Below are 15,125 nucleotides of genomic sequence, written 5' to 3'. Positions count from 1 at the left end.
GCTTGGCACGTCTTATTCAGGAGGGCCGGTGCCCAGAGTATATGTAGGAAATCTCGCTGAGTCAGTTACGCGCGATGATCTGCGGGCGCTGTTCTCTAAAGTCGGCCGAGTCGCCGGCGCGCTGGTCATAACCGATAAACTCACCGGTAAGTCCCGCGGATTCGGCTTCGTCGAAATGGTCGAAGTCGAAGACGCAATTAACGCCGCCGTCTATTTCAGCGGCACTGAACTCGAAGGCCGCAAGATTCACGTCGATCCATTCCGTGCGCCGGAGCCTGGCGCGCAAAAGTACCGCGGCGAACGCAAACGTCGCGCTCCCGCCAAGCGCAGCACCGGGACTAACGGTACTGCGTAGCCGAATCGGAATTGAATAACTGAGCGCTCGAAAAGTCTAATCAGGAGTTGATATGCGCGAGGAAAGTTTGCCGCCGTGGAGAACGCACGATTGGAAGGTTCGCACGATCGAATCGATCGCTCCAGGAGGCGGCTCGCGGCTCGCCTTTACCTGCCGAAGTTGCGGCCGGATATTCAATCAAACTACCATCAACAGCAGGACTTGGGCGGTTGATGAAAGCGGCGTCGCGCTGTCGGATACGGTGACCAATCGATGGCTCGCGGAAAATTGCCTGCGCAAACCGTCGGACGGCGACGTGGACGATCGCAAGCTTTTCAAGAACGGTCCCGCGCTCTAAACTGAAAAGTTCCTTCGTTGGTTTTTCAAAAGGATGGCGTGATTGAAATTTAATCTCCGGTCAGTCGCGCTTGGCGCTCTGATCTCATTTGTGTTCGCCGCTTCAGCTTCCGCACAAACCATGGTGAGTCCGCCGACCTCGCCCAACGACGCGATGGGGTCGGTGAAGTCCGTCATCGACCAGTCAATCGTGGTGTTCAAGAACCAGCAGATTTCCGCGCCCGATCGCGAGCAGAAACTTCGCGCGATTGCCGAGAGCCATTTCGATTTCACCGAGATGGCGAAGTCGGCGATCGGGTATCATTGGAGAACCCTGACGCCCGCGCAGCAGAGCGAATTCGTGCCGCTGTTCACCACCTTCATCGAGGACGCATACCTGTCGCGAATCGAATCGTACTCGGTCGAGAAGGTGAACCAACAGATACAATCCTCGATGATCCAATTCGTCAAACAGACCACCGACGGCCCCGAATACGCCCAGGTTTACAGCACAGTAGTGCTGCAAGACAGCAAGAATCCGATCGCGGTTAACTACCTGATGCGCAACGATTCCGGCGAATGGAAGATTTACGACATCACGATTGACGCGATCAGCGTAATCGCCAACTACCGCAATCAGTTCAACCGCGTCCTGAACAACGGCGGTTACGACAAACTAATCGAAATAATCCGCCAGAAAATCCAGGGCCTCCAGCAACAAGCCACCAACTAACCGCGCCGATTCTCGAGGGCCTGAAAGATAGGTTCTTGGGGTAAGCTGACTGGTCCGCCTTATTCTTTGCCCTGTTGTCCCATCTTCATCGTCCCGACTATCGGCACGCCCATCGGACCTACCGGAATATACACTTCAGTGTGATTGGGTGAATTGACCATCTTTTGCTGCGCCTGGATCGCTTCGTACTCAACATAGAGCGGCGTCAGCTTCTGGTTGATGGTGTCCATCGCTTTGGCGATGCCGTCGGCCTCGGCCTCCCGAATTTGTGCCCTGGCTCTTGCGGTCTGGATTTCGACGGTCGTTTGTTCGAGAACCTGCGTCGCAGCCAGCTTGTTGGCGACCGAATCCGCGACGGTTTGCGGATACTGAATATTGCCGATGACGACGCTGATGATCGTGAACGGCGTGCCCCGTGTCAGCTTCAAAATCCGGGACTGCACCGCGGACCCGACTGCGTCGATGTTGTCCTTGATGTCCAGGCCATCGTATTTCTGAACTTCGTCGCGGGTGTAGGTTCTGAACGGCTCCTTGATGAAATTTTTGTAGGCGGAGCCGAGTGGATTCTCGCCAGTCTCGCCGTATTTTTCGACGAACGTTTTGACGTTCTCCGGATCTATCTTCCACAGCAGGTGCGCTCGAAACTCGATCCGCAAATTGTCCTTCGCGAGTACCGCGTCGGGACCGACAAATTCCTCGGTGCTGGTGTTCGGCGTCACCGAAATGTTGGTCACCTCGAGCATCCAGCCGAGCCCCGTCGAAGTCGGTCCGGTTTGGAGTTCGTAGAATCGAGCGGGCATCGTGTACGGATGCTTCGTGACGTATCCTACGAAGCCTGCGGGCGTAGATGGATTCGTACATCCGATAATCCCAAGGGCCAACATAGCAAAGAGTCGTCGCATTGTTCCTCTCCTTTGTTTTTGAAACCCAGCGCCCGATTAGCCCGAGACTCCCGTACTGCGCACGAAAACGAGTATTCCAGCCGACATACCGGATGGAAACCGAGTGTCGTCAAGCGCGTTCTTTTTGGTTCACAGGCCCGCTGGCGAAGGAGAATGGTCGCGCGAGGATATAACTACTTTCCCGAGCCTGACGCGGTCACATTGTGCGACGGATGCTCGGGGTCGTCGCTGCTGATGCTCAGGATTTGTGGTGTGACGGGGCCGGTCGCGGTCGGCTTGAATTGAACCGTCACTTTTTCGGTCTTGCCCTTGGCCAGGTTGAAGGTGCCGCTGCCGGTAGTGACGGTGAATGGTGGATCGAGAGTTCCGATCGTTACCTGCAGAGTGCCTTTGCCCTTGTTTTTGACCTTGATCTTTTTGCTCGCGGTCGAGTTGACTTTCACTTTGCCGAAACTCAGGTTGCCGGAGACGCTCAAGGTGCCGAAGGGCGGCGTGGGAGTCGCGGTCGGAGTAGCCGTCTGAGTTGCGGTTGCCGTCACGGTCGCAGTCGGAGTTGCGGTCTCAGTCGCGGTCGGAGTTGGGCTCAAAGCAGCGGTGGATGAGGCGGACGCAGTCGGAGTTGCTGAGGTTGTTGGGGTTCCTGATGCGGACGCGGTTGGGGTGCTCGAGGCAGTCGGTGTCGGTGATATCGTCGGGGTCGCCGTGATGGTCGCGGTCGGGGTCGCACTCACCGTGGCAGTTGCAGTCGCCGTCGGCGTCGAAGTTGCCGTTGCGGTCGGGGTTGACGTCGGGCCGGCCAGCACCCGCGCCTCGGCGATCCATGTTCCCCAGTTGAGGCCCGTCGCCGCTCCCGTAGCGTACTCTCCTGCGACCCAAATCGCGGTCTGATCGTTTGGATCGATACCGGCGCCAGAGTAGTCGCCCCATCTGGTTCCGTTGTACGCCTGCGCTCCAGCATGAAAGAGCACCGGCGTTCCAAGAGTGTTGACCGGATCGCCGGCCAGGCGCCCGTCGACGAAGGCCGACGCGAATTCGGTCGAGGATGACTGGCTGAACGAGCTGATCAGATCGTCGGAGCTGTCGAGATCGACCGAAGGATAATAGTCATAGGCGGCCTTGGTGCCGAACGAGAAATCCTGATTCACAACTGGATTGACGCCGCCGGTCAGAACCTCAAAATATTGCAGGCAGGCGCGCGTCGTAGTGTCTCCCGACGGCTTGCATGCGTCGTTTCCCGACCCCCACAGATCGCCGTCGCGAAAGACCACATCGAGCAGCCGCTGATCCCCGGTGTCGATCGGATTGCCGCCTCCACTCTTCTGCAACGCGCTCGGCGGATCGGTGAAGTCGGTGATCGTTGCAATCGTATCCGTGGCGCTGCTGCCCATGCCGATGCCGGGAACGCCGGTGACCGACCAGATATTCAGTTCGTCCAGTACGATGGGGGGATGGGGGGGATTGGGCTCGGTGCCGAACGCAGAGAGCATCCAGAGCGTCGAGGTTGACGACCGGCTTTTGGCCGGAATGATCGGAAAATCGGAGGTGTCTTGGCCCGGCGGATTGAAATCGGTGTCGATAGTCATGTCGCCGGCCAGAAGCTCGCTCTTATTCCAGACCAGGAACTCGTTCCCTTCGTACGGCCCGTCGTTGCAGTCGGGATCGCATGAAAAAGAATTCCCGCCGGTCACGATCTTGTCGTCGTTAAATCCAAGCGACGGCTGATCCGGAAAATCGCCGGGCGTTTCAATCGAATAAACGAAGAAGCCATCAAGCGGGTTCGAGTCCTTCGAGACTGCAAGGTTAAAGAATCCATTCTGCGCGGTGGTGATATCGGTGGTGTCGAGGATCAGGAACGAGACAAACCATCGACCTGAAATCGTGTCGTACTCGATTCTTGGATCGCTCGAGAACAAGTCGATATTCATATTGAAGAGGTGATTGAGGTTGAATGTCGCCAGGACGGTGTTGCCGCTCTTGTCGTAGATCTTTCCGACGACGTTGATCACTTCGAAAATATTGTTCGGTCCTGCCGCCACCTGCGTGTCGGGCGGCTCGCAGTCCGCCCCGCATTGCGAGTCCGGAAATGCCAACCCCGCGAAATTCGTCGAGAAGGTTGGCGTGGTGCTCAACGCGAGCGCGGCGAGCGATGGAATCTCTGGAATCGTCGCGCCGCTGTCCAGCGCAGCTTTGCTTTGGCGGTAGGCGGCAGGATGGGCGACGCGGAACGGTCGCGAACGGCGGCCAGCGCTCATCGTCGCCGGCGGCAGTTGCAATGGATAGACAACACCTGTTCGGGTCGCGAGAAGATGTTGCGGAAGTTTTGGCGCCGGCAGCGACGGGCTCGCGGCGGCGGCGCCTGCGCGTGCAGGTAGTGACATCCATGATGCGACGAAAGCGAATGAGAGAACTATCGCGAACGCCGCAACGGCTCGTCGGGGCGTCCATACAGAATTTCTACGGTCACTCATCTACTATCAGGCGCCGCTATAATGTATGCGAGAGCCGGCGGTTGCTACAATCATTTTATTGCGCAAATGGATGGCTAAGTGAGGTCTCTCGATGATTTTGAAAGTTGCACGCCTCGGATACCCGTCGCTCAGGATCGCATCCAGGCCGGTGCCGTCCGACCGGATCAAGACCAAAGAATTTCAGCAGCTGATCGACGACATGATCGAGACCATGTACGAGTACAGCGGTGTCGGACTCGCCGCCCCGCAGGTACATCTGCCGATCCAACTCGCCGTGCTCGAAGTGCACGACCATCCGCGATACCCCGAAATGCCCGAGGTGCCGCTGACTGTCCTCGTCAACCCTGTCGTGACCATTCTCGACCGCACCTTGGTCGAAGAATGGGAGGGATGCCTGAGCGTGCCTGAGCTGCGCGGCCGTGTGCCCCGATTCAAGCAGCTACGCGTCACCGCGCTGGGCCGCAACGCCGAGCCGATCGAGATCGTCGGGTCCGATTTCCACGCACGCGTGATTCAGCATGAGACCGATCATCTGAAAGGCGAAGTCTACCTCGACCGCATGCCGGACATGCGCGCGCTGGGGTTCCTGCAGGAATGGCAGCGCTACCTGCTGAAGCCGGAGGCCGAGAACAATAAGTGAGTTTTACCTCGCCCGTTCCTTTACGGGAGAGGAGGCCGGCGGGCGTAGCCGCCGGTAGGTGAGGGTTCTGGGCGCATCACCAACGCTCGCACTTACTTCGGAGGGGGCGGGATTACCGGCATCTTGCCGGTGGCCTTGAATTCCGCGATTGCCTTGCGCATTTCTTCATTCTGCCCGGCCAGGATGTTTTGCTCGGCCTGAACTTTCGAGAGCTGCGTTTTGAGCTGCTCGTTTTCATTCTGAAGCTTGAGCAGTTGGTCGTTCAGCTGCGAAACCTGCTGCGTCTGCTGGTCGATCTGCGCGCGATAGCCGCTCGAATAGAAATAGAAGAGCAGCGCCGCGATAATCGCGACGACCACTCCGCCAATCACCAATCGTCCCATCGGTTCCTCGTCCTCTGACGTCAGATTAGCGCATCGCGTTACCGAAAAAAGTGAATTGACTTCGCTGGTCAGCCGTCTCTAGAATGCCGGGGATCGGTAAAAACAGACTTCTTGCCGGGCGCCATTTGCAATACATTTACAATTATGCCCGAGGCCCGGCGCCAACGAACGCCGGCTCGGTGAAATTTCACGCGCGGCAGGGGCTAAAGCCGATTTCATGATAGAGGTCCAGGAGTTAACCAAATATTTCGGCGCCACGCTTGCCGTAAACCACGTTTCGTTCAAAGTCGAAAAGGGCGAGATCATCGGATTGCTGGGCCCCAACGGGTCCGGGAAGACGACGATCATGAGAATATTGACGGGATTTTTTCCGGCGACGTCGGGGCGCGCGATGATCGGCGGGCTTGATGTCGCGGAGCATTCGCTCGAGACCCGGCGGCGGGTCGGCTATCTGCCGGAGAACATGGTGCTGTATCCCGACCTCAGCGTCGACGCGCTGCTCGAGTTCGGGGCGCGCGTGCGCGAGATCGATCCCAAGACGACGCGCGATCGAATCGAATATTCGCTCGACACGTGCGGGCTCAAGGACGTGCGGCGCAAGCTTATCGGCAAACTGTCAAAGGGCTATCGGCAGCGCGTCGGAATCGCGCAGGCAATCCTGAGCGATCCTGAAGTGCTGATTCTCGACGAGCCGACTGTGGGACTCGATCCGCGCCAGGTCGTGGAAATCCGCGAGTTGATACGTTCGCTGGCGGGGCATTCGACCGTCCTGCTGTCGACGCACATCCTGCCCGAGGTCAACATGACCTGCCGGCGCGTCGTGATTATCGATCGCGGACGAATCGTGGCGCAGGACACGCCCGAGCAACTGACGGCAAAACTGCAGGGCACCGATCAGACACTGATCACGGTTGCGGGTCCGTCGCCGGCGGTGCGCGAGGCGTTGACCGCGGTCAAGTTCGTGCAGCGGCTCGAGGACCGGCCGGTTGACGCCGGCTCGAATGGTCTGTGCTCGTTCGTCGCGTATTCGAGCGGTCACGGCGACGAAGTGCGCTCGGCCCTGGCGGCCTGCGTCGTGCAGCACGGATGGAGTCTGCTGGAAATCAAACCGATGGCGCTCAGTCTTGAAGATTTGTTTATGCGGCTCGTCACCAAGGAAGAGCGGGTTTAATGTCTAACGGTGCAGCCACGATTGATGTCGCCGGATCGGCGACCGAGACGCGACGTGCGGCGATCCGCGCGGCGGGCACCGGCTTTTCGATAGGCCGGATGCTCGCGGTGACGCGCAAAGAGTTGCGCTCATACTTTGCATTCCCGCTGGTGTACGTGCTGTCGGGCGTGTTCCTGGTATTGGCCGGCTACTATGCGTACACCGACCTGGTTTTCTTCGTCACGATCGCGTTCGCCCGCGACATCATGCAGAACTACTGGCAGTTGCTGTTCTCGGATATCCGGCTCTGCCTGCTGTTGACGCTGCCGTTCATTACGATGCGGCTGTTCGCGGAAGAGCGAAAACTCGGCACGATCGAGTTGCTATACACCTACCCGCTGCGCGACGGCGAAATCCTCGGCGGCAAGTACCTGGCGTCGGTCGCGATCTTCGTCATGATGCTCGCGCTGACGACGCTCTACCCGGTGTACATTTACAGCATCCACTGGTTTCCACTGTTCCCTCTAATCGCCGGTTACCTGGGCCTGCTGCTTATGGGATGCGCGTTTATCGCGTGCGGCGTGTTCATTTCGTCGTTGTGCGAGAGCCAGGTGATGGCGGGGATGGGCACGATCACGTTGCTGCTGTTTTTCTGGATTCTCAACTGGAACGAGGCGGCGTTTACGAATTCGTGGCTTGAATTGCTGCGTGCGTTTTCGCTGTTCGATCAATTCGGCAGCTTCGCCAAGGGCGTGATTGATCTGGATCACGTAACCTATTTCATTTTCTTTATTGTCTTTTTTCTGTTTCTGACGCAGCGATCGATGGAGGCACGCAAGTGGACGGGCCGGCGCTAAAGGATTCGTCGGCGGCCGAGCGCCGATCGATCTGGATGAACTACGCGGTGCTGCTCTACACCGTGATTGCATTCGCCGCCGTGCTGTTTGTCGCCAATGCAATAATCTCGACCTTCAACATCCGATGGGATCTGACGCCGCAAAAGCAGTTCTCGCTTTCAGATTTCGACAAGCGGGTGCTAGGCGGACTGACGCATAACGTCAAGGTGATGGCGTTCGTGCGTACCGAGGATCCCGCCTATCTCGAACTCGCGGACCTGCTGTTCCAGGCGGCCGCCTTCACGCCGCGCCTCACGTACCAGGTGATCGACGTCAACAAGGCGCCCGGGATGGCGCGCGAATACGGCGTGTCGAGCTACGGCGAGGTGATCGTTGAATCGCAGGGCCGGCGGCGCGATTTCGACAACGCACGCTCGGACGAACTGATCCCGGCGATCCTGCAAATCTCGGCCGACAGCAATAAGCACATCTATTTCACGATCGGGCACGGCGAGCGCGACCTGTTCAATTCCGATCGGCAACTCGGCTACTCGGAATGGCGCGGGTTGCTCGAGCAGAACAACTACCAGATCGACAACGTGTCGTTGTTCGCCAGCGGGGTGCCCGACGATGCCAAGGTAGTAGTGTCGCTCGGTCCGCAGAAAGATTTTCTGCCGGAAGAATTGGCGGCGCTCGCCAAGTACCTGGGCAAGGGTGGGCATTACATCGCGATCATAGATCCGTACGGATCGCCGACGCTGGTCGAGTTTCTTAAAAAGTACTACCTCGATTTCATTCCGCAGGTGGTGGTGGATCCCGCGTATCGGCTGACCGCCGGCGAAATTCTCACGACGCAGATTCCGCTGCGATCGGAAACCAACGCGATGAGCCGCTCGATGTCCGCGCCGGCGGTGTTTTCGCTGGGACGTGGCGTGATGATCACCGGCGCGGTCGGTGCGACCGCGCCCGACGATTTGAAGATCGCGGATGAGGACAAATTTCTGTCCTCGTCGCATGAGAGCTGGGCGTCGGGCGATCCCAACGCGCTGACGACCGGCATTACCGAATATAAAGAGGGGCGCGACCTCAAGGGGCCGATTCCGGTGGCCTCCGAGATTGACTTCGCGCCGGCGTCAAATCCGCATATCCCCGTGCAGCAGATGACGCGGCTGGTAGGAATTGGAAGCAGCGCCTTCGCATCGAATCAATTTATCGAGATGCTCGGGAATCGCGATCTCGCGGTGAGCCTGATCAACGAGCTGGCGGGCGACGAGATGCTGATCGCGAGCCGCGAGCGCCTCAACAAGAGCGAGACCGCTGCCTTCTATATCAGCGATCAGGAGGCGCGGCACATGCTGGTTTTCGGATCGATATTCGAACCGGCGATCCTGTTCCTGATCGCGATCACCGTGATGGTACGCAGGAGGTTTTTCGCGTGAGCGTGCGTCCTGCAATCTTCTACACGATCGCGTTTTTCATCCTGCTGCCGATTTATTTCTGGATTCAACCGAACATCAAGCCGACCAGCGCGCTCGAGGAGAAGCAGGAGAGCCTGTTGAAGCTCAACGGTATCGACGCCGTCACCGTTGTGAGTGGAACCGAGTCGTTGCGTTTTCAGAAAGATAAGGACGGCAAGTTCTATAACCTCGTTGCGCCGCCGGGAAAGTTCGTGCCGCACGACCTGATGGACGCGATGGTGTCGCTACTGACGGGTGCGAAGTCAGTCGAAGTGGTGGCGGAGGATACCAGCGACCTCGCGCAGTTTGGCCTGGACCATCCGAAGTCGGTGTTAACCATCGAGTCGTCCGGCCAGCCGCAGCCGATCAAGATAGCGTTCGGCAACGAGAACCCGACGCACACCGCAATCTACGCGCAGATCGAAGGAATCCCGAAAGTATTTCTACTGGGCCAGAACATCGAGTACTACCAGTCGCTGATGTTCCAGTGGATAGAGGGCAAGCAGGGCAAGAACGCCTAGCTTTCTGATTCCTCTCTTCATCGTTGTGTCATTCTGAGCCGCTGCGGCGAAGAATCTCGACGGACGTTCCTACGTCCGGCGTTACTAATGAGGCGCTAACGCGCGTCGCAAAACCGGAACCGGCTTCGCTAGCGCGAAGCTGTCCGAGGCCCTTTCTCCCGTCGCTGCGCTCCCGTCGTCAGGGTGACACAAGGCGGAAGGCGATGCCCTCTTCGACAATGAAGGATTCAGTGGGGCGGGCCGCCGTGCCCGCCCTCGCGCCCTTAAAGTTAGTGCGCCAGACCTTTTTCTTCGAGCAGCTTCTCTAACGCGTGCAGGAAGTGATCGTAGTATTGGCCGTGATTGGAGGTGCCGTCGCGGGCGCGGATTCGGTCTGACGCGCGGACTTCGGCAATCAGATGATCGCGGAATTCGTCCCAGGTGAAATGTCCCGACTTGGAAAGCTGCAGCGCGATTGCGAATGCGCGCGCCTCCCATGGTGCACTGAAGACATGGTCGGGATCGAGGCGCGCCGCGTCGATCAACTCGCTCAGCGCAGCATTGTTCATGCGCGCCGCGCCTCGACCTTCGCGACTCCGACCATCGAGTCTCGCGTCACGATTGCAGCGAGTTCGTCTTCGCTCATCTTCGCGGTGCCTTTCGGGCGCTGCGGGATTACGAGGTAGCGAATCTCCGCGCTCGAATCCCACACGCGAATTTCGACTTCCTGCGGCAGTTCGAGGCCGAAATCCTCGAGCACGCCGCGCGGATCGCTGACTGCTCGCGAGCGATAGGCGAAGCTCTTGTACCAGACCGGCGGCAGACCCAGCACCGGCCACGGGTAACATGAACAGAGGGTGCATACGACGAGATTGTGAATGCGATCGGTGTTCTCGACTGCCACCAGATGACCGCCCTCGGGTCCCGCGAATCCCAGTTCCGCGACGGCGCTGGTCGCGTCGGCGAGCAGGCGCTTGCGATACGCCGGATCGGTCCACGCCTTCGCGACGACGCGCGCGCCGTTGCGCGGACCGACGCGAGTCTCGTAGGTGTCGACGATCGCGTCGATTGCGCTCGGATCGATCAGTCCCTTCTCCGTCAGCAGCGCTTCCAGAGCCTTCACGCGCGCCGCCGGTCCGCTGTCGTCAGTATTATGATCTCCGCTCATCCTTCACCGTCTACTTTTTTCAGTGTCTACCCGTTGGTGCACTGTCGTGCGTTTCGCGGCCTTCGGCTTCGATGCGATCGGTTCCAGGTAGTCCTCCCACAAATCTATATACAGTCGCTCGCGACTGCTCGCGGGTTTGCCCCATAGCTCGCGCGCGTCGAATGAGACCGAGTAACAATGCTGCCGCTTGGTGCCTGCATGATGCGCGTTGGTGTCGGGGAAGACGAAAACTCCCCAGTCCCGCGCGATGACACCGGCTTTGCCGCGCACGTAGCGCGGCAGGCGCGTGTGTCCCGAAGGATTCAAGTTGCGCGCGCGCACGCGATCGCCCTTGGCATAGCGAGCGCGCGCAGTTTTGGATCCGCGTTTGTCTTTGACGGGAGCCGGGCCATGAGCGGCGACCGCATTCGCGATCTGACGCGGGTCGATCGAGGCATCCTGCCTGGCGAGCAGTTCCTCGCGCGTCACGACGCCGTGCTCGACGAGGATCGTCTCGACCGCCGCGACCCATCGTTCGTAATAGCTCGACGCGAGGTAGCGCGCGGGCGGAATCCGCTCGATCGCGTGACGAAACTCGTCGATATTGACCTGCGCCGAACCCATCACGGGACCGACGAGAGCATACATCCGCCGTTCCCAGTCGGCGTGGAAGACGGGTTCATTCTGTTCGCGGACGACCGGCCCGAAACCGTCCATCCCGCCCATGTCATGTACTCCATTCATCGCGGCGATTATCGTGGAGATTGGACGACACGAGCAAGCGGGGAGCGGCCCGATGCCATCGACGGCGTCGCTGCGTGGCAATTTAGTTGCTCTTGTTAAGTCTAGTATTGCTCTGATAAGCTGCGAGCAGCCGATGAAATCAAATCGCCCATCCGAAGCACCGCACGTTGTTTGGCCCTTGGATCTTCGAGTGTTCGCCGTTGTGGCCGGGCTATGGGGTCTCTGCCTCGCGGTCAGCGCGTTGATTCCAGTCGCCGATGTCGATCTGGTCGATCCTATCGAGACAATTTTCGCGGGCGTGCGATTCGCCGGCTACGACGCACGCGTGGTGCTGATCGTGCAGGCGGGAATTTTCGCCGCGATCGCGGTCGGAGTTTTTTTTCATCAGCGATGGGGACTGTTGCTGGCGCTCTGCTACATGGCCGAAGTCGTGATGAGCCATCTGGCGTTCGTGATCGCCTATCTGCCAATCCGTTCGGAGTGGGAAAACGTGCACTCGGTTGCGTCGCAAGGGCCGATGGTCGTGTTGATCACTCTGTATCTTTGGATTCGCGCCTACGATTTGATTTTCGATTTGCATCCCACCGACGCGCGCGAGCGGCCAGTCTCGGACGCGAGTCATCGAGTAGCGGTTCGTGAGAATTCCAGCGCAGGCGATATCGCGGCAATAGCCGAGTAAGTTTCTATACCGGAACAAGTGCACGTGCTAACCGAGATGGCCGATCACGGCTGTTTCGTCTCGTAACAGGTCGTGGTGCTCCATCCTCGGTCGCAATGGCGCTTGATGTGAACGCCATTTTCCATGCAGTCATATTCAGGAGAGAAAAAGCGACTGGTTATTTTGCATTCCCGAAACACTTTGCCATCGCGTGTATACGTGCATCGCTCGCCATCGCATTCGTCAAGGACTTGTACGCCATTTTCTTGGCATTCCAATCGGAATGGCGGAACCGCCATCTGCGTAGGGGTAATGCATTCGTCTCTTACAACGCTTCCGTCAGGCTCGACTGTGACGACGTGACTCGTGGGCGATAACTGACGGACGAAGCAGCCTGATAGCCAAGACACCAACCAAAGCAACGGAATTGCGAGCGCAATCGCGACCCGCGCCCTCTTCAAAAGACTGCCCCGTCCTTCCGAGGGTCGGTGCTCGGACCGCGGACCCTTCCCACCGACCATCACTTTTCTCCTTTTGATTTTATCTCCGACTCGAAGTTATCGAAGATCAGGCCCAAGTTAGCATTGAGTCAATCCCCAACATGAAGCTTGGATGCACGAAAGAGCTGGCGAAGATGTTTGGTGGCGACGGTAGGAGTCGAACCTACGACACTGCGGATATGAGCCGCATGCTCTGACCAACTGAGCTACGTCGCCACCGGGAATCGTCAAATGTAGCGTGAGCGCGGGAGGCGCGAAAGACCGCCCGCCAAATCGTTTCAGCGCAGCGGGATGCTGCGGGTTTTGACCGCCCGGTGCCCGCGCTGGACCTGGTAGAGCACGCCTTCGGTGAACTCGACGCAGGTCAGTTTGCCGCCGTACACCAGGCCGGTGTCGATGCCGAGTTTATACGGCAAGTCGATCATCACGCCGCGCATCGGAGTGTGGCCGAAGACCACGGTCGCGTCGATTTTGTGCGGATTGAAAATGAACTCCTGCCGAATCCACAGCATGTCCTCGGGCTGCTGCTCCTCGAGTTGGCGCGTCGGCATGATGCCCGCGTGGACGAAAAGGTAGGGCGGGCGCAGATAGCTGGTGGCGAGACGATTCATGAAGCCGAGGTGCGCGTCGGGCAGGCGCTCGAAGGCGTTCTCGAGGTCCTCCTCGGGCACGCCGTAGCTGTCGAGCGTCGCGATGCCGCCGTTGAACAGGAACGACTCGCCGTAATTTCCCGGCATCCCGAGGTACGACATCATCATGTCCTCGTGATTGCCCTTCAGGAAAACGCATTCGGCGTTGCCGCGTTCGAGATCCAGCGCGAGATCGATAACGTCGCGCGCCGACGGGCCGCGATCGACGTAGTCACCGACGAAGACGACGGTGTCGCCGGCGGTCGGCGCGATCGATTTGAGAATCGCGGCGAGTTCATCGGGACATCCGTGGATATCGCCGATCGCGAACAGGCGTCCTTCGGGTTTGGTTTTTTTGTTGGCAGGCATGATGAGGATGTCAGTCCGAGTGCGGCTTCGAGCTGCCGTTATGGAGCAAATCGATGAGCGACTTGCGGTCTTCAATTATACGACGCGCGGCGCTGTAAGGATTCAGCTTGCCGGCGCGAATCTCGTTGAGCACGCCCGGCGCGCCACCGTCGGCGACGGCGCGGGCAGTGCGCTCTTCGAGTTCCGCGGACAGCACTTCGACAAATTCTCGGGTGCGGCGCTCGGACTCGCGCGCCGCGTCGACATGCTCGTGCAGATACTCGCCATGCTTCGCAATTGCGCCGACTACGGCGTCGACGCCTTTGTCGATCGCGGCCTGTGTCAGCAGCACCGGCGGGCGCCATCCTTCGCCGGAACGCAGATGCACGCTGAGCTCCAGCTCGGCCTTGACCCGGTCGGCGCCTTCGCGGTCGGCCTTGTTGACGACGAATACGTCGGCGATTTCGTTGAGCCCGGCTTTCATCACCTGCACGCCGTCGCCCGCCTCGGGCACGGTGACGACGACGGTGGTGTCTGCCAGATCCATGATCGAAAGCTCGGTCTGTCCGACGCCGACGGTCTCGATGATGATTACGTCGGAGCCGTATGCGTCGAGCAGCTTGACGATTTCGCGTGCGGCGCGGCTGAGTCCGCCGTGGCTGCCGCGCGATGCGAGGCTGCGGATGTAGACGCCGGCGTCCTTGTAATGGTCGGTCATGCGGACGCGATCGCCGAGCACCGCGCCGCCGGAAAACGGACTAGACGGATCGATCGCAAGGATCGCGATCTTTTTTCCGAGCGCGCGATACTTCGCGATCAGGCGGTTGACGAGCGTCGATTTCCCAGCGCCCGGCGGCCCGGTGATCCCGACCACCTGCGCATGACCGGTCTTGGCGTAGATTCGCTCGATGATCGCGCTCGACTCGGGCGCGCGATTTTCAACCATCGTGATTAGCTGAGCGAGCGCGCGCATCTCGCCTGCGTCGAACCGCTTGAGCAGAGCGTCCAGCCGCGCGTCTTTCGTCTCAGGGCTCGCGGCAGGCGCGGCCATATGGTGTCGGGATTCAGCAGGCATACGAGGTCGTCTCATAATGATAGCGGCTGGCGATCGGATGGCGCAACAAAGGTCGCGCAGGTGCAAAGGAGAAGTGGAAATTATTTTATTGAATGTGAAACCCGCCGTGGGTTTCACGCTTCCTTGGGCAGGGGTGACCCCTGCACCCAGTGAGAAGCGCAAAGTTGCGCGCGGCGCGCTACTTTGCTCTCAGGGGCGGGGGAGAAGGGGAATGTCGCGCGGGGCTACTCGCGTTCCTGGAAGCCTTCGAGGTTGCGGGAGCGGCCGGTCTGGCGCAGTTTGCGC

The 15,125-nt window shown here is 59.3% G+C and carries 17 protein-coding genes and 1 tRNA gene; 9 read left to right on the top strand and 9 right to left on the bottom strand.

All coding sequences use genetic code 11. The annotated features are described in order from the left end of the window. From WB650_RS07610 to WB650_RS07600, 3 genes are all read left to right on the top strand, one after another. Positions 1-355: RNA recognition motif domain-containing protein (locus WB650_RS07610; protein ID WP_422305449.1), on the top strand; the 355-nt coding region annotated here is incomplete at its 5' end. Between the two features lie 52 nt (positions 356-407). After that, complete coding sequence (locus WB650_RS07605) at positions 408-692, top strand: hypothetical protein (protein WP_422305447.1); 285 nt, start codon at positions 408-410, stop codon at positions 690-692. 42 nt (positions 693-734) lie between these two features. After that, the gene (locus WB650_RS07600) at positions 735-1,403 is read left to right on the top strand and encodes an MlaC/ttg2D family ABC transporter substrate-binding protein (RefSeq protein ID WP_422305445.1); all 669 of its coding nucleotides are present in this window, start codon (positions 735-737) and stop codon (positions 1,401-1,403) included. A gap of 59 nt (positions 1,404-1,462) precedes the next feature. Here the strand turns inward: WB650_RS07600 and WB650_RS07595 are convergent, their stop codons facing one another. Beyond that, positions 1,463-2,305 (bottom strand): SPFH domain-containing protein, encoded by an 843-nt coding sequence (locus WB650_RS07595; RefSeq protein ID WP_423960026.1) that lies wholly within the window; start codon positions 2,303-2,305, stop codon positions 1,463-1,465. 173 nt (positions 2,306-2,478) lie between these two features. Continuing rightward, positions 2,479-4,683 (bottom strand): choice-of-anchor D domain-containing protein, encoded by a 2,205-nt coding sequence (locus WB650_RS07590; protein WP_423960024.1) that lies wholly within the window; start codon positions 4,681-4,683, stop codon positions 2,479-2,481. 181 nt (positions 4,684-4,864) lie between these two features. On the opposite strand from WB650_RS07590, the gene def reads away from it, so the two are divergent. Further along, complete coding sequence (gene def, locus WB650_RS07585; protein ID WP_422303889.1) at positions 4,865-5,413, top strand: peptide deformylase; 549 nt, start codon at positions 4,865-4,867, stop codon at positions 5,411-5,413. Between the two features lie 92 nt (positions 5,414-5,505). On the opposite strand, the gene WB650_RS07580 is transcribed toward def, so the two are convergent. Beyond that, positions 5,506-5,796, bottom strand: a complete 291-nt coding sequence (locus WB650_RS07580) for a hypothetical protein (RefSeq protein ID WP_422303888.1) — start codon at positions 5,794-5,796, stop codon at positions 5,506-5,508. Positions 5,797-6,013: 217 nt separating this feature from the next. Between WB650_RS07580 and WB650_RS07575 the strand changes: the two genes are divergently transcribed. From WB650_RS07575 to WB650_RS07560, 4 genes are read left to right on the top strand one after another with little or no spacing between them, the layout of a single operon-like run. Next, a complete protein-coding gene (locus WB650_RS07575) occupies positions 6,014-6,967 on the top strand; it encodes an ABC transporter ATP-binding protein (RefSeq protein ID WP_423960021.1) in 954 nt (317 codons plus the stop codon). Beyond that, the gene (locus WB650_RS07570; protein WP_423960019.1) at positions 6,967-7,803 is read left to right on the top strand and encodes an ABC transporter permease subunit; all 837 of its coding nucleotides are present in this window, start codon (positions 6,967-6,969) and stop codon (positions 7,801-7,803) included. Before WB650_RS07575 ends, WB650_RS07570 begins: the two co-directional genes overlap by 1 nt. After that, positions 7,785-9,221 carry a Gldg family protein gene (locus WB650_RS07565; RefSeq protein WP_423960017.1) on the top strand — a complete coding sequence of 479 codons (1,437 nt, stop codon included), beginning with the start codon at positions 7,785-7,787 and terminating at the stop codon, positions 9,219-9,221. Before WB650_RS07570 ends, WB650_RS07565 begins: the two co-directional genes overlap by 19 nt. Beyond that, positions 9,218-9,760, top strand: coding sequence for a DUF4340 domain-containing protein (locus WB650_RS07560; RefSeq protein ID WP_423960015.1), 543 nt, complete (start codon positions 9,218-9,220; stop codon positions 9,758-9,760). Before WB650_RS07565 ends, WB650_RS07560 begins: the two co-directional genes overlap by 4 nt. Before the next feature lie 269 nt (positions 9,761-10,029). Here WB650_RS07560 and WB650_RS07555 read toward each other — a convergent pair whose 3' ends face one another. Genes WB650_RS07555 through nthB form a run of 3 tightly spaced genes read right to left on the bottom strand, consistent with a single transcriptional unit; the run spans position 10,030 to position 11,630 of the window. Beyond that, complete coding sequence (locus tag WB650_RS07555; RefSeq protein WP_423960014.1) at positions 10,030-10,308, bottom strand: nitrile hydratase accessory protein; 279 nt, start codon at positions 10,306-10,308, stop codon at positions 10,030-10,032. Further along, positions 10,305-10,907, bottom strand: coding sequence for a nitrile hydratase subunit alpha (gene nthA / locus WB650_RS07550; protein WP_423960012.1), 603 nt, complete (start codon positions 10,905-10,907; stop codon positions 10,305-10,307). Before nthA ends, WB650_RS07555 begins: the two co-directional genes overlap by 4 nt. A gap of 3 nt (positions 10,908-10,910) precedes the next feature. Further along, positions 10,911-11,630: a nitrile hydratase subunit beta gene (gene nthB, locus WB650_RS07545; RefSeq protein ID WP_423960010.1), complete on the bottom strand. Its 720-nt coding sequence runs from the start codon at positions 11,628-11,630 to the stop codon at positions 10,911-10,913. Positions 11,631-11,763: 133 nt separating this feature from the next. Here nthB and WB650_RS07540 point away from each other — a divergent pair, with 133 nt between their 5' ends. Next, entirely contained in the window at positions 11,764-12,309 is a 546-nt protein-coding gene (locus WB650_RS07540) for a hypothetical protein (protein WP_423960008.1), read from the top strand. Between the two features lie 618 nt (positions 12,310-12,927). Here WB650_RS07540 and WB650_RS07535 read toward each other — a convergent pair. The 3 genes from WB650_RS07535 to meaB all read right to left on the bottom strand — a co-directional run bounded on the left by WB650_RS07535 (position 12,928) and on the right by meaB (position 14,840). After that, positions 12,928-13,004, bottom strand: a tRNA-Met gene (locus WB650_RS07535). Positions 13,005-13,066: 62 nt separating this feature from the next. Then, positions 13,067-13,786, bottom strand: a complete 720-nt coding sequence (locus WB650_RS07530) for a metallophosphoesterase family protein (RefSeq protein ID WP_422303879.1) — start codon at positions 13,784-13,786, stop codon at positions 13,067-13,069. A 10-nt stretch (positions 13,787-13,796) separates the two neighbouring features. Then, positions 13,797-14,840 carry a methylmalonyl Co-A mutase-associated GTPase MeaB gene (gene meaB, locus WB650_RS07525; RefSeq protein WP_423960006.1) on the bottom strand — a complete coding sequence of 348 codons (1,044 nt, stop codon included), beginning with the start codon at positions 14,838-14,840 and terminating at the stop codon, positions 13,797-13,799. Positions 14,841-15,125 lie beyond the last annotated feature (285 nt).

Origin of the sequence: Binatus sp. (SeqCode) (assembly GCF_049584895.1) — a bacterium.
Taxonomy (GTDB): domain Bacteria; phylum Desulfobacterota; class Binatia; order Binatales; family Binataceae; genus Binatus.
This window is presented reverse-complemented; position numbering and strand designations above follow the sequence as displayed.